The sequence below is a fragment of the Burkholderia pyrrocinia genome, from assembly GCF_022809715.1.
GTDB lineage: Bacteria > Pseudomonadota > Gammaproteobacteria > Burkholderiales > Burkholderiaceae > Burkholderia > Burkholderia pyrrocinia_C.
In genome coordinates this window covers 212175-236258 of record NZ_CP094461.1, presented here as the reverse complement: position 1 = coordinate 236258, position 24084 = coordinate 212175, and the positions used below count along the sequence as shown (strand labels likewise).

At 68.9% G+C, this 24084-nt stretch carries 18 protein-coding genes and 1 pseudogene; 6 read left to right on the top strand and 13 right to left on the bottom strand.

Going from position 1 to position 24084, the window contains the following annotated elements; translation table 11 throughout:
- The first annotated feature begins 31 nt into the window (after window positions 1–31).
- Together MRS60_RS31460 and MRS60_RS31455 are read left to right on the top strand one after the other, a co-directional pair.
- Window positions 32–733 carry a FadR/GntR family transcriptional regulator gene (locus MRS60_RS31460; RefSeq protein ID WP_034182412.1) on the top strand — a complete coding sequence of 234 codons (702 nt, stop codon included), beginning with the start codon at window positions 32–34 and terminating at the stop codon, window positions 731–733.
- A 680-nt stretch (window positions 734–1413) separates the two neighbouring features.
- Complete coding sequence (locus tag MRS60_RS31455; protein ID WP_243567289.1) at window positions 1414–3519, top strand: TonB-dependent siderophore receptor; 2106 nt, start codon at window positions 1414–1416, stop codon at window positions 3517–3519.
- Window positions 3520–3549: 30 nt separating this feature from the next.
- Here the strand turns inward: MRS60_RS31455 and MRS60_RS31450 are convergent.
- From MRS60_RS31450 to xylA, 7 genes and pseudogenes are all read right to left on the bottom strand, one after another.
- Window positions 3550–3762, bottom strand: a pseudogene (locus MRS60_RS31450) (ArsB/NhaD family transporter); the annotation flags it as partial.
- Between the two features lie 3 nt (window positions 3763–3765).
- Window positions 3766–4095 carry a hypothetical protein gene (locus MRS60_RS31445; protein ID WP_243567288.1) on the bottom strand — a complete coding sequence of 110 codons (330 nt, stop codon included), beginning with the start codon at window positions 4093–4095 and terminating at the stop codon, window positions 3766–3768.
- Between the two features lie 35 nt (window positions 4096–4130).
- Window positions 4131–5345: a sugar ABC transporter permease gene (locus MRS60_RS31440; RefSeq protein ID WP_243567287.1), complete on the bottom strand. Its 1215-nt coding sequence runs from the start codon at window positions 5343–5345 to the stop codon at window positions 4131–4133.
- Window positions 5342–6901 carry a D-xylose ABC transporter ATP-binding protein gene (gene xylG, locus MRS60_RS31435; RefSeq protein WP_034182433.1) on the bottom strand — a complete coding sequence of 520 codons (1560 nt, stop codon included), beginning with the start codon at window positions 6899–6901 and terminating at the stop codon, window positions 5342–5344. Before xylG ends, MRS60_RS31440 begins: the two co-directional genes overlap by 4 nt.
- Window positions 6902–6961: 60 nt before the next feature.
- Window positions 6962–7990, bottom strand: coding sequence for a D-xylose ABC transporter substrate-binding protein (gene xylF / locus MRS60_RS31430; RefSeq protein ID WP_034182434.1), 1029 nt, complete (start codon window positions 7988–7990; stop codon window positions 6962–6964).
- Between the two features lie 90 nt (window positions 7991–8080).
- On the bottom strand, window positions 8081–9571 hold the full coding sequence (gene xylB, locus MRS60_RS31425) for a xylulokinase (RefSeq protein ID WP_243567286.1): 1491 nt from the start codon (window positions 9569–9571) through the stop codon (window positions 8081–8083).
- A gap of 4 nt (window positions 9572–9575) precedes the next feature.
- Window positions 9576–10898 carry a xylose isomerase gene (gene xylA, locus MRS60_RS31420; RefSeq protein ID WP_243567285.1) on the bottom strand — a complete coding sequence of 441 codons (1323 nt, stop codon included), beginning with the start codon at window positions 10896–10898 and terminating at the stop codon, window positions 9576–9578.
- Between the two features lie 273 nt (window positions 10899–11171).
- Here xylA and MRS60_RS31415 point away from each other — a divergent pair, with 273 nt between their 5' ends.
- A complete protein-coding gene (locus MRS60_RS31415; RefSeq protein WP_034182436.1) occupies window positions 11172–12365 on the top strand; it encodes a XylR family transcriptional regulator in 1194 nt (397 codons plus the stop codon).
- Between the two features lie 27 nt (window positions 12366–12392).
- Entirely contained in the window at window positions 12393–13481 is a 1089-nt protein-coding gene (locus MRS60_RS31410) for an aldose epimerase family protein (RefSeq protein ID WP_243567283.1), read from the top strand.
- A 123-nt stretch (window positions 13482–13604) separates the two neighbouring features.
- Here MRS60_RS31410 and yjfF read toward each other — a convergent pair whose 3' ends face one another.
- The 6 genes from yjfF to MRS60_RS31380 form a co-directional block, all read right to left on the bottom strand.
- The gene (yjfF, locus tag MRS60_RS31405) at window positions 13605–14693 is read right to left on the bottom strand and encodes a galactofuranose ABC transporter, permease protein YjfF (RefSeq protein ID WP_034182438.1); all 1089 of its coding nucleotides are present in this window, start codon (window positions 14691–14693) and stop codon (window positions 13605–13607) included.
- On the bottom strand, window positions 14690–15730 hold the full coding sequence (locus tag MRS60_RS31400) for an ABC transporter permease (protein WP_105393297.1): 1041 nt from the start codon (window positions 15728–15730) through the stop codon (window positions 14690–14692). Before MRS60_RS31400 ends, yjfF begins: the two co-directional genes overlap by 4 nt.
- Window positions 15727–17241: a sugar ABC transporter ATP-binding protein gene (locus tag MRS60_RS31395; RefSeq protein ID WP_105393306.1), complete on the bottom strand. Its 1515-nt coding sequence runs from the start codon at window positions 17239–17241 to the stop codon at window positions 15727–15729. The genes MRS60_RS31400 and MRS60_RS31395 overlap by 4 nt, the downstream gene beginning before the upstream one ends.
- A 55-nt stretch (window positions 17242–17296) precedes the next feature.
- Complete coding sequence (locus MRS60_RS31390; RefSeq protein ID WP_243567282.1) at window positions 17297–18259, bottom strand: ABC transporter substrate-binding protein; 963 nt, start codon at window positions 18257–18259, stop codon at window positions 17297–17299.
- Between the two features lie 389 nt (window positions 18260–18648).
- Window positions 18649–18876 (bottom strand): hypothetical protein, encoded by a 228-nt coding sequence (locus MRS60_RS31385; protein ID WP_243567281.1) that lies wholly within the window; start codon window positions 18874–18876, stop codon window positions 18649–18651.
- Window positions 18877–18891: 15 nt separating this feature from the next.
- On the bottom strand, window positions 18892–19167 hold the full coding sequence (locus tag MRS60_RS31380; protein ID WP_175749218.1) for a DUF4148 domain-containing protein: 276 nt from the start codon (window positions 19165–19167) through the stop codon (window positions 18892–18894).
- Window positions 19168–19436: 269 nt separating this feature from the next.
- On the opposite strand from MRS60_RS31380, the gene MRS60_RS31375 reads away from it, so the two are divergent.
- Window positions 19437–22667, top strand: a complete 3231-nt coding sequence (locus MRS60_RS31375) for an efflux RND transporter permease subunit (protein WP_243567280.1) — start codon at window positions 19437–19439, stop codon at window positions 22665–22667.
- A 49-nt stretch (window positions 22668–22716) separates the two neighbouring features.
- A complete protein-coding gene (locus tag MRS60_RS31370) occupies window positions 22717–24078 on the top strand; it encodes an efflux RND transporter periplasmic adaptor subunit (RefSeq protein ID WP_243567278.1) in 1362 nt (453 codons plus the stop codon).
- The last annotated feature ends 6 nt before the right edge of the window (window positions 24079–24084 follow it).

Here is a 24084-nt window from a genome sequence, read left to right as displayed (position 1 = left end):
CGCGGAAAGCGCATTGACCAAGATCCATCGGATGAAATCGACAGAACCCAAGCGGCTTTACCAATCGGTCGCGGCCCAGATCGTCGCGTTGATTCGTCAGGGCGAATTCGCGGTCGGCGAACGCCTGCCGCCCGAGCGCGAGCTGGCGCTGACGCTCGGCGTATCGCGTCCGTCGCTTCGCGAGGCGCTGATCGCGCTGGAAATCGGCGGCCAGATCGAGATCCGGATGGGCTCCGGCGTTTATGTGCGCGACACGGCGGCCGACGACGTCGGCACGATGGGCACGCTCGGCGACAGCCCGTCGGAACTGATGCAGGCGCGCGCGGCCATCGAAGGCAGCGTCGCCGCGCTGGCCGCGGCGCGGATGACGGCCGCGATGCTCGATCGCCTGCGCCGCACGGTGCAGCGCATGAAGCGGCTCGCGGAGGCCGGCAAATCGCCCGTCGAAGCCGACCGGCAGTTCCACATGCTGATCGCGGAAGCCGCCGGCAATTCGGTGCTCACCCGCTTCGTCGGCGAGCTGTTCGACAGCCGCCACGACCCGATCGCCGCGGCCATGCGCGGCCACGCGGAGAATCCTCAGACCTGGACCGTCGCCGTGCGGGAGCACGAGGACATACTCCACGCGTTGCAGGCCGGCGACCCGATTGCGGCCCAGACGGCCATCCGCGCGCATCTTCGCGCGTCCGAAGCGCGATGGATCGACGGTGGCCTGAAATCCGACCCGGATTAAGCGGCATACGGGCGCCTTCGCGCCCTTGTCGCCCTTCGCGCAACGCGTCGCGCGGCACCGTGTGTAAACCCCCGGTCCGACATTAAATCAAATCCTTTATAGAGGGATTTCAGTAAGTCATTCCGCGAAACATCACAATCCATTCTCCGGCCTGTCACGCATTTCGGGCTTTTATCATTTTCCTTGCGCTTACCCGTCGCTATCCGCGACGCAACGTTTACAGGTGACGCGCCCCGGGCAACGGCGTCTTGCCGACACGTCACCCGACGTTTTTTCCTGGATATGATCGTCGGCACGACTGGTCGGGCTGCACGGCAGCTTCCGGGAGATATTTGTCAAACATCCAAAATGCCGCCATTCGGCCGATTCGATCCACATTTACCCGATTCTCGCCGCACATTTCCGGCACAAAACGCCGCCGCCCCAGCGCTTCACGTCTCGCCCAGATCTAACTAAATTCCCGCAATTCGGCATTTACAAGCACCAATGGCCGCACAAGCGCCTACGGTCGCTGCCCCGTTTCCGGCCGCTTCGCATCCCCCGCAGCAACACCACCAACTTACGATTGCAAATGCCTCTCATTTGCATTAAATTTCGGCGCGAATGTACTGTTTGGAACACCGACGTCGGCGCGAGGCCATCCGCCATGCCCGGACGCAGACCACATCAAAGGACGGGGTATGAGCAGGAAGAACTGGGCGGCCGCACCGATGGCCATCGTCGTCGGCACGGCCGGCCTGAGCGCCGCCGATGCGCAGGAGTTGTCGCTGCCCGCCATCGAGGTCTCGGGGCAGCGCGCGACCGCGCCGTTTCGCGCGCCCGAATCGACGAGCGCGACGCGCACCGAGACGGACGTGATGGAAATCCCGTTCGCGGTCAGCAGCGTCGACGCGAAACTGGCCCAGACCGTCGCCGCCACGCGCGGCGAAGACCTGTACGACTGGGTCGCGGGCGTCGCGCGGCAGAACAACTTCGGCGGCCTGTGGGACAACTACGCGGTGCGCGGGTTTGCCGGCGACGGCAACACGTCCGGCACCGACTACCTCGTCAACGGCTTCTCGTGGAATCGCGGGATCAGCGTGCCGCGCGACACCGCCAACCTCGAGCGCATGGAAGTGCTCAAGGGGCCTGCGTCCGCGCTGTACGGCCGCGGCGATCCGGGCGGGCTCATCAGCTACACCACGAAGCAGCCGCAGTTCGCGCGCTCGAACACCATCGGCGTATCGGCCGGCAGCTACGGCGCGTTGCGCCAGACGCTCGATTCGACCGGGCCCGTCACGAAATCGCTCGCGTACCGCTTCGTCGCGATGAACGAGAACAACGGCAGCTTCCGCGATACGGTGTCGAGCAAACGCTACCTGTTCGCACCGTCGTTCACGTGGGACATCGGCGCGGACACGACGCTCCACTACGAGTTCGAAAGCGTGCGCCAGCGCGCGCCGCTCGATCGCGGCGTGGTGGCGGTCAACGGGCAGCTCGGCGCGATTCCGGCATCGCGCTTCCTCGGCGAGCCGCGCGACGGCGACTACGACGTGCGCAACACGGGCCACCAGTTCACGCTCGAGCATCGTGTCGATGCGAACTGGTCGATCAATGCCGGCTTCGCACAGCGCGACACCGACCTGTCCGGCCGCTCGTCCGAAGCGTTCGCGCTGCAGCCGGACGGGCGCACGCTGTGGCGCCGCTACCGGCAAGTCGCGTTTCACTCGAACGACCTGCAAGGCCGCCTCGAAACGACCGGCAAGTTCCGCACCGGCGGCGTCGGCCACACGCTCGTGATGGGCGTCGATGCGTATCGCTTCAACTACGACCAGTTCGTCGCGCGCTCGACGCCGAGCGCCGCCGCGCCGTATGCGATCGACATCTTCGATCCGGTCTACGGCCAGCCGACGCCCGCGCTGCGCACCGCGACCAACCTGCTCGAGCGCGACGACGGGCAAGGCGCCTACGCGCAGGACACGCTCGCGTTCGGGCCGCACTGGAAAATCCTCGCCGGGCTGCGCTGGGATCGCTTCCACCAGTCGGTCGAGAACCGCCTGAAGGGCGTGACGAGCAGCCAGTTGCAGACCGCGTTGAGTCCGCGCCTCGGCGTCGTGTACGAAATGAGCCCCGCGCTGTCGCTGTATGCGAACACCGCGTATTCGTTCCGGCCGAACAACGGCGCCGATGCCAACGGCCGCGCGTTCGACCCGGAGAAGGGGCACGGCTACGAAGCCGGCGCGAAATGGGCCGGCACGCGCTGGCTCGCGACGGTCGCGGCGTTCTACGTCAACAAGCGCAACGTGCTGACCGCCGATCCGGCAAACGCCGGCTTCTCGCGCGCGGCCGGCGAGGTGCGCAGCCGCGGCGTCGAATTCGAATGGAACGGCGACCTGGGCCACGGCCTGCGCGGCATCGTCAACCTTGCGTACGTCGATGCCGAGGTCACGCACGATGCCGTGCTGACGCCCGGCGCGCGCCTCGTCGACATTCCGAAGCTGAGCGGCAGCGCGCTGCTCATGTACGAAACCGCACTGCCGTTCGCGGACAAGGCCGGCATCGGCGCGGGCGTGATCTATGTCGGGCGCCGCGCCGGCAACACCGCGAACACGCAGGACGGCTTCGAGCTGCCGGCCTATGCGACCGTGCAGCTGAACAGTTACGTGCAGGTCGACAAGCACCTGCGCGCGTCGGTCGTGCTGAACAACCTGTTCAATCGCACCACCTACGTCAGCTCGTACAACAACCTGTGGGTCACGCCGGGTGCGCCGCGCAGCCTGTTTGCGTCGCTCTCCTACTCGTTCTAGTCGAATCGGTCGCCTGGCGAGGGTCGCGCGTCAGGCGCCGAGCGCGAGCCGCGCGGCCAGCGCGAGCAGCAACGCCGGCAACATCACGCATGCGCCGACCGCGAGAAACTCGCCGAAGCCGACCCGCTGCCCTTCGCGCCGGATCGCCGCGAGCCACAGAATCGTCGCGAGCGATCCGGTGACGGACAGGTTCGGGCCCAGGTCGACGCCGATGAGTATCGCGTCGATCACCGTTTGCGGGGTTTGTCAGCGCGCCGCGACAGGCGCGACCTCGCGCGTGGCGTCGCCGCATCGCTCCGCGCGCTCGACGACACGCGCCAGCCGAATGATGTCGGTCAGCGCGAAATCGTTCGGATCGGGCCTCGGCTGGTTGCGCTCGTCCGCGATGCGCATCGCGAACGCGAGCGCTTCGGAGCGCTCGCGCAGCAGCGCGCGCAGCGCATCCGCGATGACGCGGCGGTCGCGCGGATCACCCAGGCCGAGCACCGGCGCGTGGTCGTGTTCGACGTCCGGCTTCGCGAGCGGCGCAGCCGCCAGCGCGGAGACACCGGGCATGGGAACCGGGTTCCGTTTCATGTCGTCCTCTCGTTGACCGGCGGCCGGGTGCCGCGTCAGCGCCGGTTCGAGCGCGACACCACGTCGATCCACACCGCCAGCACCAGCACCGCGCCCTTGACGATCATCTGCCAGTACGCGTCGACGTCCAGCATCGACATGCCGTTGTCGAGGCTCGCCATCACGAGCGCGCCGATCAGCGCGCCGTAGACGGTGCCCGACCCGCCGCGCATCGACGTGCCGCCGATGAAGCACGCGGCGATCGCGTCGAGTTCGCCCATCGAGCCCGCGGACGGCGAGCCGGCCGCGAGCCGCGCGGTGTTCACGATGCCGGCGAACGCGCACATCAGCCCCATCAGCGCGAAGATCGCGAGCTTCACGCGATCGGTATCGACGCCCGACAGCCGCGTCGCCTCGAGATTCGAGCCGACCGCGTAGATGCGCCGGCCGAACACGGTCTGCGTCGCGATCCACGAGAAGATGCCGAGCAGCGCGAGCAGCAGCAGCACCGGCACCGGAATGCCGCCGTAGCGATCGAGCGTCGCGACGAACGCGAGCAGCACCGCGCCCGCACCCGCGATCTTCACGACGTCCTGCCACAGCGGCGCGACCGCGAGCCGGTAGCGGCGCCGCGTGCCGCGCTGCTGCACGACCAGCAGCACGACGAGCGCGAACAGCAGCAGCGCGAGGCCGTCCCCCGCCACGCGCGGCAGATAGCCCTGCCCGAGGAACACGATGCCGTCCGACACCGGCGCGACCGTCGAGCCGCCCGTCACGCCGAGCAGGATCCCGCGAAACGCGAGCATCCCGCCCAGCCCGACGATGAACGACGGCACGCGCCGGTAGGTCGACCACCAGCCGTTGAAGAGCCCGATCAGCACGCCGAGCGCGAGCACGGCCGGCACCGTCGCGGCGACCGGCCAGTGGCGGTTCACGTCGAGGATCGCCGCGACGCCGCCGAGCAGCCCGAGCAGCGAACCGACCGACAGGTCGATCTCGCCCGCGATGATCACGAACACCATCCCGCACGCGAGCATGCCGGTGATCGACATCTGCCGCAGCAGGTTCGACACGTTGCGCGGCGTGACGAACGCGCCGTCGGTCAGCACCGAGAAAAACGCCCAGATCGCGACGACCGCGAACAGCAGCGCGAGGATCTTGTAGCGCACGAAGACCTGGCGAAGCGGACGGCCGGTTGGACGGCCGGTCGAACGGCCGCGCGCGTCGGCGTCCGGTGCCGCCGGAGTAGAGGAAGAAAGTTCGGAATTCATGTCGCACTCGATACGGTGGGTTCGGTCGGACGCCGCGCGGGCTTCAGCGCGGCGCCGAGGATCTGTTCCTGCGTGAGGCCGTCGTTGACGAAATCGCCGCGCAGCTCGCCTTCGCCGATCACCAGCACGCGGTCGGCGAGCCCGAGCACCTCCGGCATTTCCGACGACACGACGATCAACGCGACGCCGCGCTTCGCGAGCGCGAACACGAGCCGGTAGATCTCGGCCTTCGCGCCCACGTCGACGCCGCGCGTCGGCTCGTCGAGAATCAGCACCTGCGGCTCGGCCAGCAGCATCTTGGCGAGCACGGCCTTCTGCTGGTTGCCGCCGGACAGGCTCGAGATCGGCAGGAACGGGTGCGCGGCGCGCACCGACAGCCGCTGCATCTCGGTGCGGATCGCGTCCAGCTCGGCGGCCGCGTCGATCCGCCCGCGCGCCGCGAAGCGCCGCAGCACCGCCAGCGTGATGTTGTGGCCGACGCCGAGCTGCGGCACGATGCCGTGGCGCTTGCGATCCTCGGGCACCATCGCGATGCCGGCGCGGATCGCGTCGGCAGGCGAGCGGATCGTGAGCGGCCGGCCGTTCATCAGCACGGTCGCCGTGCACGCGCCCGGATACGCGCCGAAGATCGCCTGCATCAGCTCGGTGCGGCCCGCGCCGACCAGCCCGGCGACGCCGAGGATCTCGCCGCGCCGCACGCAGAACGACACGTCGTCGACCCGCTTGCGGCGCGTGTTCGTCACGTCGCGGCAGGTCACGTGGCGTGCTTCCAGCACGACGTCGCCGATCTCGTGCGGCTCGCGCGGATACAGGTCGCGGATCTCGCGGCCGACCATCATCGAAATGATCCGGTCGGTCGTCAGCGTGCGCATCGGCTCGGTCGCGACATGGCGGCCGTCGCGGATCACGGACACCGTGTCGCACACGGCCTCGACCTCGTCGAGCTTGTGCGAGATATACACGCACGCGACACCGCGGCGCTTCAGGTCGCGCACGATGTCGAGCAGGATGCGCGTTTCGGAAGCGCTCAGCGACGACGAAGGCTCGTCGAGGATCAGCAGCTTCGCGCGCTTGTTCAGCGCCTTCGCGATCTCGATCAGCTGCTGGTGGCCGCCGCCGTAGTTCATCACCGGCTGCGCGACGTTGATCGAGTCGATCCGCAGCTCGTGCAGCAGCTCCTCGGCACGCTGGACCATCGCCGCGTAGTGCATGCGGCCGCCCGGCAGCGTGATCTCGTTGCCGAGGAAGATGTTCTCGGCCACCGACAGTTCGGGCACGAGCATCAGTTCCTGGTGGATGATCACGATGCCCGCGCGCTCGGTGTCGCGCACGCCGGACGCGACGAGCGGCGCGCCTTCCCAGCGGATCTCGCCGTCCCACGTGCCGTGCGGATAAACACCCGACAGCACCTTCATCAAGGTCGATTTGCCCGCGCCGTTCTCGCCGCACAGCCCCACGCACTCGCCCGGCCGCACCGTCAGGTCGATGCCGTCGAGCGCCTTCACGCCGTCGAAATCCTTGACGATGCCGCGCATCGTCAGCAAGGGTTCGGTCATTCGCTCATGCCTCGCAGTATGCGCGCGGACGTACCGGTGGGCCGTCCGCGCGCCGCGCCGTTACTGGCTCGCCAGCTGCGCCTGGGTATAGAAGCCGTCCTTCACGACGATGTCGACGTTGCGCTTGGTCAACAGCGTCGGCTGCAGCAGCACCGTGTCGACCTTCTTCTTCCCGTTGTCGTATTGCGCGTTGAACGCGGGTTTCGTGCCCTTCGCGAGATCCACCGCGAGCTTCGCCGCTTCGCTCGCGATCAGCTTCAGCGGCTTGTAGACGGTCATCGTCTGCGTGCCGGCGATCACGCGCTTGACCGCCGCGAGGTCCGCATCCTGCCCGGACACCGGCACCTTGCCGGCCAGATGCTGCGCGGCGAGCGCCTGGATCGCGCCGCCCGCGGTGCCGTCGTTCGATGCGACGATCGCATCGATCTTGTTGTTGTTCGCGGTCAGCGCATCCTCGACGATCCGCAGCGCGGTCGACGCGCTCCACTCCGGCACCCACTGCTGGCCGACGACCTTGATGTCGCCGCGGTCGATCGCCGGCTTCAGCACCTTCAGCTGTCCTTCGCGCAGCATCTTCGCGTTGTTGTCGGTCGGCGCGCCGCCGAGCAGGAAATAGTTGCCCTTCGGCTTCGCGTCGTAGACACCCTGCGCCTGCAGCTCGCCCACCTTCTGGTTGTCGAACGAGATGTAGGCATCGACGTCGGCGTCGAGAATCAGCCGGTCGTACGACACCACCTTGATGCCCGCCTTGCGCGCTTCGGCGACGACGTTGCCGAGCGTCTTCGAATTGAACGGCACGATCACGATCACGTCCACGCCGCGCGAGATCAGGTTCTCGATCTGCGAGATCTGCCGCGCCTCGCTCGCGTCCGCCGACTGCACGGACACTTTCGCGCCGAGCTGCGTGGCGGCGGCCACGAAATAGTCGCGGTCGCGCGACCAGCGCTCGACGCGCAGGTCGTCGATGCAGAAGCCGATTTCCGGCTTGTCCTTGCTCGCATGCGCGAGCGGCGCGCCAAGCGTGAGAGCCGCCAACGTGGCGGCGCCTGCCAGCGCACTCAATACGGTACGACGCGTTACGGATTTCATGTCTCCACTCCTCTTTATTGGACAACCCCACGAACGCCGGGCGGCCGCCGAAACGCGCCGCCCTTTGTCTGGCCACCACACGGCACGGCGTTATGCGGTATGACCCGCGCCTGCCGAAAACACCGGTTCGAGTGCGCGATACAGCGCGCGAAACGTCGGCCGCCGCGCGTCGCGATACCACGCGTGGCGCGCCATGTCGGGCTCGCGCACGGCCACCACCGGCGGCTGCGGGCACACCGCGTCGAGCGGCGCATCCGGTTCGAGCGCGAGATGCGCGAGCCGCGCGGCGCCGAGCGCCGGGCCGACTTCGCCGCCCGCGCGCAACGTCAGCGCGCGGCCGCTCAGGTCGGCGAGCATCTGCGTCCAGTACGCGCTGCGCGAGCCGCCGCCGATCACCGTGATGCCGTCGGGCGCGAGCCCGGCCGCATGCAGCGCGTCGATCCCGTCGAGCAGCGCGAAGCCGACACCCTCGAGCGTCGCGTTCGCGAGATCCGCGCGCTGCGTGTCGGGTGTCAACCCGTAGAACACGCCCTTCGCATTCACGTCGTTGTGCGGCGTGCGCTCGCCGCTCAGATAAGGCAGGAACCACGGGCGGTCACGGCGCGCGTTCGCCTCGGCGTCGGCGAGCAGCGCGGCAACACCGTCGTAGCCGGCCAGCTGCGCGGTGAAATCGATGCAGCCGGCCGCATTCAGCATCACCGACATCAGGTGCCAGGTATGCGGCAATGCATGACAGAAGCTGTGGACCGCCGATTCGGGATTCGCGCGGAAACCGTCCGACACCGCGAAATAAACGCCCGACGTGCCGAGCGACAGCAGCGCATCGCCGGGCCGCACGATGCCGACGCCCACCGCGCCGGCCGCGTTGTCGCCGCCGCCCGCGACGACCGGGATCTCGCGCAGCCCCAGCGTGCGCGCGACGGCCGGCAGCAGCGTGCCGGTGATGCGGTTGCCCTCGAACACCGCGGGCATCTGTTCGCGCGACAGCCCGCACGCGGCGAGCAGCGTGTCGTCGTAGTCGCGCTTCGCGACATCGAGCCACAGCGTGCCGGCGGCATCCGACGGATCGGTCGCGAACACGCCGGTCAGCCGGTAGCGCAGATAATCCTTCGGCAACAGCACGTGCGCGATCCGCGCGAACACGTCCGGCTCGTGACGGCGCACCCACAGCAGCTTCGGCGCGGTGAAGCCGGGCATCGCGAGGTTGCCGGCGACGGCGCGCAGCGTGGGCGCCAGCCGCTCGAGTTCCGCGCACTCGGCATCGGCGCGGCCGTCGTTCCACAGGATCGCGGGGCGCAGCACGTCGCCGTGCGCATCGAGCAGCGTCGCACCGTGCATCTGCCCGGTCAGGCCGAGCGCGCCGATGTCGTGCGGGTCGATGCCGGCCGCACGCGCGTCGGCGACGAGCGCCGCCAGCGCGCCGCATGCCGCGTCCCACCAGTCGAGCGGCGCCTGTTCGGACCAGCGCGGCCGCGGCCGGCTCACCGACAGCGGCCGGCTCGCGCTGGCTCGCACCGCACCGTCGCGGTCGAGCAGCACGGCCTTCACGCCCGACGTGCCAAGATCGAGTCCGATGTACATGGCGTCAGCGCAGCCCGTAGATCGCCTGGTTCACGATGTTCTCGAGCCGTTCCTGCGCGCCGCTCGCATGCCGCGGGTTCACGCCGCGCGCGAGCGCGTCGGCGGCGAGCGACTCCAGCGTGTAGCCGCCCGACAGGATCTCGCGGCCGAATGCGCTGTCCCACTGCGCGTAGCGCTGGCGGCGCAGCGAGTCGAGCCGGTCGTTGCCGACCAGCACGGCCGCGCGCTCGAGCGCGAGCGCGAGCACGTCGATCGCGCCGACATGGCCGTAGAACAGGTCTTCCGGATCGACGCTCTGGCGCCGCACCTTCGCGTCGAAGTTCATGCCGCCGGTGGTAAAGCCGCCGTGGCGCAGGATCTCGTAGAACGCGAGCGTCAGTTCTTCCACGCTGTTCGGGAACTGGTCGGTGTCCCAGCCGTTCTGCGCATCGCCGCGATTCGCGTCGACGCTGCCGAACACGCCGAGCGCGAACGCGTTCGCGATCTCGTGATGGAACGAGTGGCCGGCGAGCGTCGCATGGTTCGCCTCGATGTTCACGCGGATTTCGTTCTGCAATCCGTATTGCGTGAGGAAACCGTGCACCGTCGCGACGTCGTAGTCGTACTGGTGCTTCGTCGGCTCCTGCGGCTTGGGCTCGATCAGCAGCGCCCCTTTGAAGCCGATCCGGTGCTTGTGCTCGACGACCATCGACAGGAAGCGGGCGAACTGCTCGCGCTCGCGCACGAGATCGGTATTGAGCAGCGTCTCGTACCCTTCGCGGCCGCCCCACAGCACGTAGTTCTCGCCGCCGAGCCGATGCGTCGCGTCGAGCGCATGGCGCACCTGAGTGGCCGCCCACGCGAACACGTCGGGGTTCGGGTTGGTCGCCGCGCCCGCCGCGAAGCGCGGATGCGAGAACAGGTTCGCGGTGCCCCACAGCAGCCGGACGCCCGTCGCCTGCTGGCGCTCGGCCAGGTAGTCGGTCATCCGCGCGAAGTTCTCGACGTACGCGTGCAGGCTGTCACCTTCCGGCGATACGTCGGTGTCGTGAAACGTATAAAACGGCGTGCCGAGCTTCGTGAAGAACTCGAACGCCGCATCCGCCTTCTGGCGCGCCCGCTCGAGCGGGTCGCCCGGCTGCTGCCAGGGCCGCTGGAACGCGCCCTGGCCGAAGATGTCGTGGCCCGGCCACACGAACGTGTGCCAGTAGCACACCGCGATCCGCAGGTGCTCCTCGAGCGTCTTGCCGAGCACCACCTTCGTGCGGTCGTAATACCGGTATGCAAGCGGGTTGTCCGACTGCGGACCTTCGTAGCTAATCGCGGGAATATGTTCGAAATACGACATGGCGTCTCCGTCCGGTTTCTTGTTGCAGTGCGGCGTGCATCGCGTTGGCATGCTGGCCGAATTCGATCTGGCTGGATCGTGCCCGCGCGCCCCGTCGCCCGCAATTGCGAAATTGCGCAGCACGCTTAACGTTTCTTGCCAGCGCGCTGCGCACGGCACGCGTTCCGTCCTACAATCGCCGGACACCAGACAGATCAGACAGCCGCGCGGCGTTGCCCGCGCGCCCGGAGACAACGGCGCGACGCCCCGGACGGCGCGCGCTTCGAGACCGAGATGAACCGCGCCCCTTCCACTCAAACGCCGCACCGCATCGCGCTGCTGTTCAACGCCAACAAGGTCTACGACCGCGAGATCATCAGCGGCATCGGCCAGTACCTGCGCTCGACGCGCGTGGTATGGGACCTGTTCCTCGAGGACGATTTCCGCTGCCGGCTCGCCGGCATCGAGCGCTTCGACGGCGACGGCATCATCGCGGATTTCGACGATCCGGCCGTCGCCGACGCGCTCGCGGGCTCGCCGCTGCCGATCGTCGCGCTCGGTTCGTCGTACGAAGATCCGGCGCAGTATCCGGACGGCGTGCCGTATATCGCGACCGACAACGCAAAACTCGTGTCGCTCGCATACACGCACCTGATCGGCGCCGGGCTGCCGCACTTCGCGATGTACAGCCTGCCCGTCGCGCAGCAGAACCGCTGGGCGCAGCAGCGCGAGCTCGCGTTCGACGGCCTCGCGCGCGCGGACGGCGTCGACGCGCCGATCTACCGCGGGCTGTCGACGAGCGCGTCGGGCTGGAACCACGCGATCGAGCAGCTGATCGGCTGGCTGCACGCACTGCCGAAGCCCGTCGGCGTGATCGCGGTGACCGACGCGCGCGCGCGGCACCTGCTGCAGGCGTGCCTGATCGCGGGCCTCGCGGTGCCGGAACAGGTCGCGATCATCGGCATCGACAACGATCCGCTCACGCGCACGCTTACGCGCATTCCGCTGTCGTCGGTCATCCAGGGCACCGAGGAAATGGGCCGCACGGCCGCGCACCTGCTGCACCAGATGCTGCGCGGCGCACGTTTTCCGGACCGGCGGATTCTCGTGCCGCCCGTCGGGATCAACGTGCTCGAATCGACCCGCCACCAGCCGCTCGCGAGCCCGCACGTGATGCGCGCCCGTCACTTCATTCGCCAGTATGCGTGCCAGGGCATCAAGACCGAGCAGGTCGCCGACTACGTCGGCGTGTCGCGCTCGCTGCTCGAAGAGCACTTCCGTCGCGAACTGCAGCGCACCGTGCACCAGGAAATCCTGCGCCACAAGCTCGAAGCGGCGCAGGCGCTGCTCGCCGGCAGGCAGGCGTCGAGCGCCGAGGTCGCGATCCGCTGCGGGTTTACGTCGCTCCAGTACATGTACGCGGTGTTCCGGCGCGAGCTGGGCTGCACGCCGCGCGAATACCAGGAACGCGCGATCGCCGCGCACTGAAGCCCGCCGTTCACATCGAATCATCCTATGCACATCGATACCGATTCCTCCCATCTGACGCCCGGCGTCGCACGCGTGCCTTCCGAGCCGTGGGGCACGCTGCCCGACGGCGACACGGTGCGGCGCTATACGCTGCGCAACACGCACGGCATGCGCGTCGTCGTCAGCGACCTCGGCGCGACCGTCGTGTCGTGGCTCGCACCCGACCGCACCGGACGCTTCGCCGATATCGTGCTCGCGCACGACACGCCCGCTGAGTATGTCGAATCGGGCGCCTACCTCGGCGCGACGGTCGGCCGCTGGGCGAACCGGATCGCCGGCGCGCGCTTCACCCTCGACGGGGTCGACTACCTGCTCGATCGCAACGAGAACGGCAATCTGCTGCATGGCGGCGCGAGCGGCTTTCACCGCCAGCGCTGGGAAGTCGTCGACGACTGCGGCGGCCTGACGCTGCGGCTCGATTCGCCGGAAGGCGACGCGGGTTTTCCGGGCAACGTGAGCGTGCAGGTTCGCTACGCGCTCGACGACGACGGCACGCTGACGATCGACTACACCGGCGTCACCGACGCGCCCACGCCGCTCAACCTCACGAATCACAGCTATTTCAACCTCAGCGGCCGTGCGGGCAGCGACGTGCGCGGCCACGTGCTGAGCATCGACGCCGACGCGTTCCTCGAAGTCGACGACGCGCTGATCCCGACCGGCACCGCCGACGTGACCGGCACCGCTTTCGATTTCCGGCATAGCGCGCCGCTCGGCGCGCGCCTCGACTGGCCGCATGCGCAGCTTGCAAGGGCGCGCGGTTTCGATCACTGCTTCGTGCTGCGCGACGGCGCGCGCTCGGTCAGGCCCGTCGCCGGCATCTACGATCCCGAAAGCGGCCGCGAATTGATCGTGTCGACCGATCAGCGCGGCCTCCAGCTTTATACCGGCAACCATCTGGACGGCTTGCGCGTGAGGGGCGGTACGCGTTGCGCGCAACACGCCGCGCTGTGCGTCGAAGCCGGCGGCTTTCCGGACCAGGTCAACATGGCCGACCTGCGCGACGACGTCATCCTTCATCCGGGCGCCGTCTATCGTCAAACGACCCTGTACCGGGTGGCCGTTCGCGCGTAACGCGCGCACCGGCCGCCTCCGACAACAAGCACCGGCGGCCAGGCATCGGCCACGTACGTCGTGCGTGCCGCTGCCCCGTTGCCCGTCACGGCGCGGCGCGCGCCGTGCGCTCCACTACACGCACTACACGCGCCGCATCGTCGACACCAGCGCCGCGTCCTCGCCGGGCTCGGCCGGCCGCGCGTGTGCGGTGTCACGCTTCGGCTGCTGCGCACCGAGCCCCGTGCCGCCCGTGCGCCGCCGCGTTGCATGCCGCTCGATGACCCGCTGCAGCACGCAGAACACGCACAGCAGCGCGCCGATCACGATCCGCGTCCACCACGAACTCAACGTGCCGTCGAACGTGATCAGCACCTGGATCGTGCCGAGGATGCCGACGCCGAACACCGAGCCGATCACGTAGCCCACGCCGCCCGTGAGCAGCGTGCCGCCGATCACGGTCGCGGCGATCGCGTCGAGCTCCATCCCTTGCGCCTGCAGCCCGTAGCCCGACAGCACGTACAACGTGAACACCACGCCGCCGAGTGACGAGCACAGCCCGCTCAGCGCATAGACGCCGATCTTCGTGCGCGCGACCGGCAGCCCCATCAGCAGCGCCGAACGCTCGTTGCCGCCGATCGCATACACGTTGCGGCCGAAGCGCGTGAAATGCGCGACGTAGATCGCGACGGCCAGCGTCGCGAGCGCGATCAGCGCGCCCGCGCTCAGCGTGCCGCCGCCGACCGGCACGCTGATGCCCGCGATTGCATGAAAGGTCGGTTCGTTGATCGTGATCGACTGCGTCGTGATCAGGAAGCACGCGCCGCGCGCGAGAAACATCCCGGCCAGCGTGACGATGAACGGCTGCAGCCGGAAATAATGGATCAGCGCGCCCATCGCCGCGCCGTACAGCGCGCCGAACGCGAGCACCAGCGGCACGATCACCCACACGGGCCAGTGCAGCCGCTCGGCGCCGACCGCGCAGAAGATCGTTGTCAGCGCAACGACCGAGCCGACCGACAGGTCGATGCCGCCCGACACGATCACGAACGTCATGCCGATCGCGACGATCAACAGGAACGCGTTGTCGACGAGCAGGCCGGTCAATACCTGCATCGAGAAAAATCCCGTGTACATCACGGATCCGAAGCCGAACAGCGCGGCGAACAGCACGATCGTCACGACGATCGGCAGCGTGCGCGGGTCGGCGAGCCGGCCAAGGAATCGGGTCATCGGGGCGTGGCTCCGGAGGTGGCGCGCGAACGCGCGGATGGCAGCAGCCGCGACGCGTGGCGGACCACGAGCGCGCGCGCCGCGTCCGACTGGATCAGCGTCACGACGATCACGACGACCGCCTTGACGACCAGCGTCGCCTCCGGCGGCACGCCGATCGAGTAGGTCGTGTAGGTCAGCGTCTGGATGATCAGCGCGCCGAGCACGGAGCCGGCGAGGCTGAAGCGGCCGCCGAGCAGCGACGTGCCGCCGAGCGTCACCGCGAGGATCGCGTCGAGTTCGAGCAGCAGCCCCGCGTTGTTGCCGTCGGCGCTGCGCACGTTGGAACTCGCGAGGATGCCGGCGACCGCCGACATCACGCCGGAACACAGGTACACGCCGAACACGACCGCGCCCGAACGCAGCCCGACGAGCCGCGTGGCGACCGGGTTCACGCCGATCGCGCGGATGAATAGCCCGAGCGCCGTGCGGTTCACCAGCAGCGCGGTCGCGGCGATCGTCGCGAGCGCGATCCACACCGAGCACGGCACGGTCGCCAGATAACCGCCGCCGAGCGCGAGGTAGCCGGGCGCGCCGATCGGAATGATCTGGCCGCCCGTCAGCAGTTGCGCGATGCCGCGGCCGGCCACCATCAGGATCAGCGTCGCGATGATCGGCTGCATCCCGACGAACGCGACGAGCAGGCCGTTCCACGCGCCCGCGAGCAGCCCGACGCCGAGCGCGGCGGCCAGCGCCGTGCCGACCCGCGACGGATCGGCTTCGAGCACGATCGCCGCGGCCGCGCCGGCGATCGCGACGATCGCGCCGACGGAAATGTCGATCCCGCGCGTCGCGATCACGAGCGTCATGCCGAGCGACACGATCACGAGCGGCGCCGCACGGTTCAGGATGTCGATCGGCGCGCCGAACAGGTGACCGTCGAGCAGCGCGATCGACAGGAAGCCCGGACGATGCGCGACGTCGAGCGCGAACAGCAGCGCAAGCGTCAGCACCGGCCACGCAAGCGGATGACGAAACAGCGTGCGTACACGCATCATGACTGGCCTCCCGCGATCAGCCGGTAAACCTGCTCTTCGGACGCATCGGCGCCGGTCAGTTCGGCGACCTTGCGCCGGTCGCGCAGCACCGCGATCCGGTGGCTCACGCGCACCACTTCACTGATCTCCGACGAAATGAACAGGATCGCGAGCCCGGTCGCGCACAGCGCGAGCACGCGCTCCATGATGTCGAACTTCGCGGCGACGTCGATGCCGCGCGTCGGCTCGTCGAGGATCAGCAGCTTCGGGTCCGTCGCGAGCCAGCGCGCGAGCAGCACCTTCTGCTGGTTGCCGCCCGACAGCAGCCCGATCGGCTGCTCCGCGTCGCGCGCCTTGATGCCGAGCCGCGCGATATACGACTCGGCGATCTCGCGCTGGCGCGCGCGCCCGATCAGCCGCCACCAGCCGCGCCGCGCCTGCAGCGCGAGGATGATGTTCTCGCGGATCGACAGCGCGGCGACGATGCCTTCCTTCTTGCGGTCCTCGGGGCAATACGCGATCCCGTGCCGGACCGCATCGTGCGGCGACGCCAGCCGCTTGCGCGCGCCGTCGATCTCGATCGCGCCGGTGTCGGTGCGCTCCGCGGCGAACGCGAGCTGCGCGGTTTCGGTACGCCCCGAGCCGAGCAGCCCGGCCAGCCCGACGATTTCGCCGGGCCGCACGTCGAGATCGAGCGGGCTCATCATCCCGCGCCGGCCGACCTGCCGCATCGACAGGAACGGCGCGGCCGCGCCGGCCGCGCGCTCGACCGCGGCAGCGCCCGCCTGCAGCGTGTCGGACATTCGTTCGCGGCCGGTCATCTTCGCGACCAGCACGTCGACCGGCAGGTCGCGCGCCAGGTACTCGCCCTCGCGCTCACCGTTGCGCATCACGGTGATCCGGTCGGACACCGCATAGGTCTGCTCGAGGAAATGCGTGACGAACAGGATCGCGATGCCCGACGCCTTCAGCCGGCGCAGCACGTCGAACAGCCGCGCGACCTCGCCGTCGTCGAGGCTCGACGTCGGCTCGTCGAGTATCAGCACGCGCGCATCGACCGACACGGCGCGCGCGATCGCGACCATCTGCTGCACCGCGATCGGATACGCGTCGAGCGAGCGCGTGACGTCGAGCGACAGGTCGAGTTCGGCCAGCGCCGCGCGCGCCCGTGCATGGATCGCGTTCCAGTCGATCGCGCCGCGCCGCATCGGCTGCCGGCCCGCGAAGATGTTCTCGGCAACCGACAGGTTCGCGCACAGGTTCACTTCCTGATAGAGCGTCTGGATCCCGGCCGCCTCGGCCTCGCGCGGCGCGGCGAAGCGCACCGGCTCGCCGCCGACGCGAATCTCGCCCGCATCGTGCGCATGCACGCCGGTGAGCACGTTGATCAGCGTCGACTTGCCCGCGCCGTTCTGGCCCATCAGCGCGTGGATCTCGCCCGGAAACAACCGGAAGTTCACGCGCTGCAGCGCGCTCACGCCCGGAAACGACTTGTCGATGCCGATCATCTCGACCACCGGCGGACTCGTCATGAACCCTCCCTCGAAGCGGTCGCCGGCGGCCGCGCCGCCGCCCGTGCCGACCATGTCAGTATTTGCGGGTCGGCAGCACCTGCGCCGCGACGCTCATCGGGAACACCGTCTCGTTCGTCACGATGCGCTTGGGCAGCGGCTTGCCGGCGACGACGTCCTTCACCGCGTTCATCAGCTGCGGGCCGAGCAGCGGGCTGCATTCGACGTCGACGTTGATCTTGCCGGCGATCATCGCCTGGAAGCCGCCCTTCGTCGCATCGAACGACACGACGGCCACGTCCTTGCCGGGCTTGATCCCGGCCTCTTCCATCGCCTGGATCGCGCCGAGCGCCATGTCGTCGTTGTGCGCGTAGACGACGTTGATCTGCTTGCCGTAGGTCTTCGCGAACGCTTCCATCACCTGCTTGCCGCCGGCGAGCGTGAAGTCGCCGCTCTGCGATGCGATCACCTTGAACTTCGGATTGCTTTTGATCACTTCGAGCAGCCCGGCGCGGCGATCGTTGGCCGGCGCCGAGCCGACCGTGCCCTGCAGCTCGACGATGTTGATCGGGCCCGCGTCGTTCTTGTAGCGCTCTTCCATCCAGTGGCCCGCGCGCCGCCCTTCCTCGAGGAAGTCCGAGCCGATCATCGTCACGTACAGCGACGGATCCTTCACGTCGACCGCGCGGTCGGTCAGGATCACCGGGATGTGCGCGGCCTTCGCCTCGGTCAGCACCGGCTCCCAGCCCGATTCGACGACCGGCGAGAACGCGATCACGTCGACCTTCTGCGCGATGAACGAGCGGATCGCGCGGATCTGGTTCTCCTGCTTCTGCTGCGCGTCCGAGAATTTCAGGTTGATGCCGGCGTCCTTCGCCGCGCCCTTCACCGACACGGTGTTCGCGGTGCGCCACGCGCTTTCCGCGCCGACCTGCGAGAACCCGAGCGTGATCGGCTTTTGCTGCGCGAATGCGCCGGGCGCGAGTACCGTCGCCGCGGCGACGATCGCACCGGCCGCCAGCTTCCTGATGAATGTCATGGTCCGTCTCCGATGATGTCGTTGTATGCCGCGGCGCTGTTCTGTTTCTGCTTGGCGCGCGCGGTTCAGGGCTGTGCCGGGCAGCGTGTCCGGCCGGGTCGGCCCGGTATGCATGCCCCGGATCAGTCTAGGAACAAGTCCGATAACCTTCCAATGAAATCTTGGATTGAAGCGATATCGAAATCGGCATACGTATAAACACCTAAGCGCGCGGGTGCGCCTGGCGTGGTGCCGGCGTCGGGCCGGCCGAGTCGTTTTGAAGGCGTGAAGGCCCGCGCATTCGGGCAATGCGTCGGCCGCGTAAGGGTTGACGACACAGGCAGCGGCGGACGACGCGTCGCCCCGAAATCGGGAACCATGACGGCCGTCGCCTCGGCGCTCGACAAAACTCAGTTCCGGCGGACCACCGCCTTCCTGTCAGTCTCGCCGTTAGAATTCGACGCGACGCCGGCGGCATGCGCCCGCGCATCACCATTCGCCCGCGTCGGGTTCAACTCGCGCAGCACGCTGGCGCGCCCGCCGTCGCCATCGGGCAGTTGCGGCATCCCGCGCGCAAACGCCGGCGCGACCGCCGCCGCGAGCAGCGCGGCGATCGCCAGTCGGGAAAGAACCTTCATCACCCGACTCCCGTTTCACTGCACGCTGACGGCCGGCACGGACGCCGACGCGGTCGCGGTGCCCTGCTCGCCGTGCGCGATCGCATACAGCTCGCGATTGCGCGCGATCGTCCGCGTGCTCGGCGGATAGTCCCAGTTCGACGTGGGCACGGTGCCGTCGCGCTGCGCCTGCACCAGATCGGCGATCACGTCGGCGCGGGTCGGGCCCGACGAAGTCTGCGCGAAAGCGGCGACCGGCGTGCCGATTGCGAGTGCGAGCAGCGCGGCGGCTGCGATCAGTCTGCGATTCATGATGAAACTCCCCAGAACGGTTCGATGAAGACGCATCGTCGATGCGCCGCCGGCGGAACCGCGGATGCGATTCGCCGCCTGACACGTTCATTCTGGTGATCGCGGCCGGCGCGACGCTGACCGCCGGATGACAATTCTGAAATCAGCGGCACCGCACGCAGATAACAGCTTCGTAATCTTCGAGTCAGGGCCGGGTCAACGCGGCATCGTCAGACTGCACGCTCGTCGCATCGAATGCGGCACCCCTGCCCTGCTTCGAGGAAAACATCATGTGGATCGTCCGGCTGGCGTTGCGCAGGCCCTATACGTTCGTCGTGCTCGCGCTGCTGATCTTCATCGCGGGACCGCTCGCGCTCCTGCGCACGCCGACCGACATCTTTCCGAACATCGACATCCCGGTCGTCAGCATCGTCTGGTCGTACAACGGCTTCTCCGCCGAGGACATGGCCAAGCGCATCACGTCGAACTACGAGCGCGCGCTCACGTCCGACGTCGACGACATCGAGCACATCGAATCGCAGTCGCTGAACGGCGTGTCGGTCGTGAAGATCTTCTTCCACCCCGGCGCGGACATCAATCGCGCGATCGCGGAAGCCGCGAGCAATTCCGCGTCGATCCTGCGGATCCTGCCGCCCGGCACGCTGCCGCCGAACATCATTACGTACAACGCATCGACGGTGCCGATCCTGCAGCTCGGGCTGTCGAGCGACACGCTCGCCGAGCAGCAGCTGTACGACCTCGGCAACAGCTTCATCCGCACGCAGCTCGCGACCGTGCAGGGCGCGGCCGTGCCGCTGCCGTTCGGCGGCAAGATCCGCCAGATCGTCGTCGATCTCGATACGCGCGCGCTGCAGGCGAAAGGGCTCGCGCCGATCGACGTCGTGAACGCGATCAACGCGCAGAACCTGATCCTGCCCGGCGGCACCGCGAAAATCGGCACGCGCGAGTACAACGTGCAGATGAACGGCAGCACGCAGACGGTCGCCGCGCTGAACAACCTGCCGGTGAAGACGATCGGCGGCAGCGTCGTGTATGTGCGCGACGTCGCGCACGTTCGCGACGGCTACGCGCCGCAGACCAACATCGTGCGCGCCGACGGCAAGCGCGCGGCGCTGCTGACCGTCGAGAAGACCGGCAGCGCGTCGACGCTGACGATCATCGACCAGGTCAAGGCGATGCTGCCGAAGATCGCGGCCGGCCTGCCGAAGGCGCTGCACATCTCGGCGCTCGGCGATCAGTCGGTGTTCGTGAAGGCGGCGATCCAGGGCGTCGTGCGCGAGGCGCTGATCGCCGCGTGCCTCACCGCGCTGATGATCCTGCTGTTCCTCGGCAGCTGGCGCGCGACGCTGATCATCGCGGTGTCGATTCCGCTCGCAGTGTTGACGTCGCTGCTCGCGCTCGCCGCGCTCGGCCAGACGATCAACATCATGACGCTCGGCGGGCTCGCGCTCGCGGTCGGAATTCTCGTCGACGATGCCACCGTCGCGATCGAGAACATCACGCACCACCTCGAACGCGGCGCGCCGCTCGAAGACGCGATCCTGACCGGCGCGGGCGAGATCGCGGTGCCGACCTTCGTGTCGACGCTGTCGATCTGCATCGTGTTCGTGCCGATGTTCCTGCTGACGGGCGTCGCGCGCTACCTGTTCGTGCCGATGGCCGAGGCGGTGATCTTCGCGATGGTCGCGTCGTATTTCTTCTCGCGCACGCTGGTGCCGACGCTCGCGATGGCGCTGATGCGCGCGAAGGGGCACGGCCGGCCGCCGCGCGGCGTGTTTGCTCGGATCGCACGCTTCCAGGCCGCGTTCGAGCATCGTTTCGAGGCCGTGCGGCTGCGCTATCGCGCGCTGCTGTCGGCGGCGATCGCGCACCGCCGCCGTTTCGCCGCGGCCTTCCTGCTCGCGTGCGCCGCATCGACCGCGCTGTTCGCGTTCGCCGGCCAGGATTTCTTCCCGTCGATCGACACCGGCGAGATCCGCCTGCACCTGCGCGCGCCGACCGGCACGCGGATCGAGGAAACCGCGCGCCTGACCGACGAAGTGGAAGCGCGCATCCACGACGTGATTCCCGCGAACGACATCGCGAGCGTGCTCGACAACATCGGCGTGCCGGTCAGCGGGATCAACCTCACGTACGACTCGTCCGACCCGATCGGCACCGAGGATGCCGACGTGATGATCACGCTGAAGCCGGACCATGCGCCGACCGCCGCGTACGTCGCGAAGCTGCGCAACCTGCTCGCGCAGTCGTTCCCCGGCGTGACGTTCGCGTTCCTGCCGGCCGACATCGTCAGCCAGATCCTCAACTTCGGGCTGCCCGCGCCGATCGACATCCAGATCGTCGGCAACAAGCTCGACCAGAACCGCGCGGTCGCGAACGCGCTGCTCGCGAAGCTGCGCGGCGTGCGCGGCCTCGTCGACGCGCGCATCCAGCAGCCCGGCGACGAGCCGGCGATCAACGTGAACGTGGACCGCACCAAGGCGATCCAGGCCGGCCTCGAACAGCGCGACGTCGCGCAGAACCTGCTGATCGCGCTGTCCGGCAGCTCGCAGACGACGCCGAACTTCTGGCTCGACCCGCGCAACGGCGTCAGCTATCCGCTGCTGGTGCAGTCGCCGCAGTATTCGGTCGATTCGCTGCAGGCGCTCGCGAACGTGCCGCTGCCGGCAGGCACCGCGCGTTCGCCGCAGACGCCGGCCGGCGGCCCGGCGGCCGGCGCGCCCGCGCAGAACCTGCTCGGCTCGCTCGGCAGCTTCTCGCGCGCGACGCAGCAGGCGGTCGTGTCGCACTACAACGTGCAGCCGGTACTCGACATCTTCGCGTCGGTGCAGGGGCGCGATCTCGGCGGCGTCACGGCCGACGTGACCCAGCTCGTCGACGCCGCACGTGCGCAATTGCCGCCCGGTTCGTCGATCGTGCTGCGCGGCCAGGTGCAGGCGATGCACGAATCGTTTGCCGGGCTGCTCGGCGGCCTCGCGCTCGCGATCGCGCTCGTCTACCTGCTGATGGTCGTCAACTTCCAGTCGTGGCTCGACCCGCTCGCGATCGTCGGCGGCCTGCCCGCGTCGCTCGCCGGCATCGCATGGATGCTGTTCGCCACGCGCACGACGCTGTCGGTGCCCGCGCTGACCGGCACGATCCTGTGCATCGGCATCGCGACCGCGAACAGCATCCTGGTCGTCAACGCGGCGCGCGAGCTGATCGCGGGCGGCACGCCGCCGTGGCAGGCCGCGCTCGACGCGGGCTTCAGCCGCTTCCGCCCGGTCGTGATGACCGCGCTCGCGATGCTGATCGGCATGCTGCCGATGGCGCTCGGCCTCGGCGACGGCGGCGAACAGAACGCGCCGCTCGGCCGCGCGGTGATCGGCGGGCTGGCGTTCGGCACGCTGTCGACGCTGCTGTTCGTACCCGTCGTGTTCGGCTTCATCCACGCATGGCTCGACCGGCGCCGCGACGCGGCCGCCGCGCGCCGCGCGCAGGACACGCCGGCGTTGCGCTGATCGCGGCTTCACAACGACTCCCTTCGACTCGCCCGACCCGGAACCCATCATGAACGACTCGACCGAACCTCTCGCCCCGCCGCCGGCCGCCGAAGCGGACACGGCACCGTCAACCGCGCGCGACGCGGCGCCCGACACCTCGCCGCCCCGTCGCGGCCGCAAGCTGGCCGTCCCGCTCGTCGCGATCGCGGCGGCCGCCGCGCTGCTGGCCGCCGGCATCGTGCCGCGCGTCGACGCGCGCGCCGCGCAGCGCGTGCAGGTCGCCGCGCAGCAGGCGCTGCCGGTGTCGGTGATCCTGCCGGGCGCGGCACCCACCGACCAGACGCTGACGCTGCCGGGCGCGGTGATGCCGTACGCGGAGGCATCGATCTATGCGCGCACGAGCGGTTATATCGCGCACTGGAGCGCCGACATCGGCGCGCACGTGAAGGCCGGGCAGACGCTCGCGCAGATCACGGCGCCCGACCTCGACGCGCAGTTGCGGCAGGCGCGCGCCGACGCGGCGACCGCGCAGGCGAACTACGACTACGCGAAATCGACCGCGTTGCGCTGGCAGGACATGCTGAAGACGCAATCGGTATCGCAGCAGGACACCGACACGAAGGTCGCCGACATGAACGCGAAGCGCGCGATGCTGGCCTCCGCGCAGGCGAACGTCGCGCACCTGACCGAGCTGGTGTCGTACGAATCGGTCGCGGCGCCGTTCGACGGCGTGGTCACCGCGCGCAACGTCGACGTCGGCACGCTCGTCACCGCGGGCGGCACGCCGGGCAGCCCCGGCCTGTCCGGCGAGCTGTTCCATCTCGAACAGACCGGCACGCTGCGCGTGTTCGTCGACGTGCCGCAGGACAGCGCGGCAGGCGTGACGACCGGGACCGCCGTCTACCTGACCACGCAGCAGTATCCGGGGCGGCGCTTCGCCGCGCGCGTCGCGCGCAGTGCCGGCGCGATCGATCCGGTCACGCGCACGCTGCGCGTCGAGATCGACGTCGACAACGGCGACGGCGCGCTGCTGCCCGGCGCGTATGCGCAGGCGCACCTGCTCGTGCCGAGCGCGGCCCCGGCGTTCGAACTGCCGGTCAGCGCGCTGCTGTTCCGGCCGAACGGCGTGACGGTCGCGACCGTCGCCGCGAACGGCACCACCGCGCTGAAGACCGTGCAGATCGGCCGCGATTTCGGCACGCGCGTCGAGATCGTGTCGGGGCTCGCCGCGAGCGATCGCGTGATCGACAACCCGGGCGATTCGATTGCCGCGGGCGAGACCGTGAAGATCGTGTCGGCTGCGCCCGCGGTGAAAACGGGCCCGGCAGCCGGTGCGACGGCAGCGCCCGGCGCGGCTGCGTCGACGCCCGCCGCCGTCGCGGTGCCGGCTTCGATGCCGGCAGCAGCTTCCACGCACGCCCGAGGTTGATCCGCC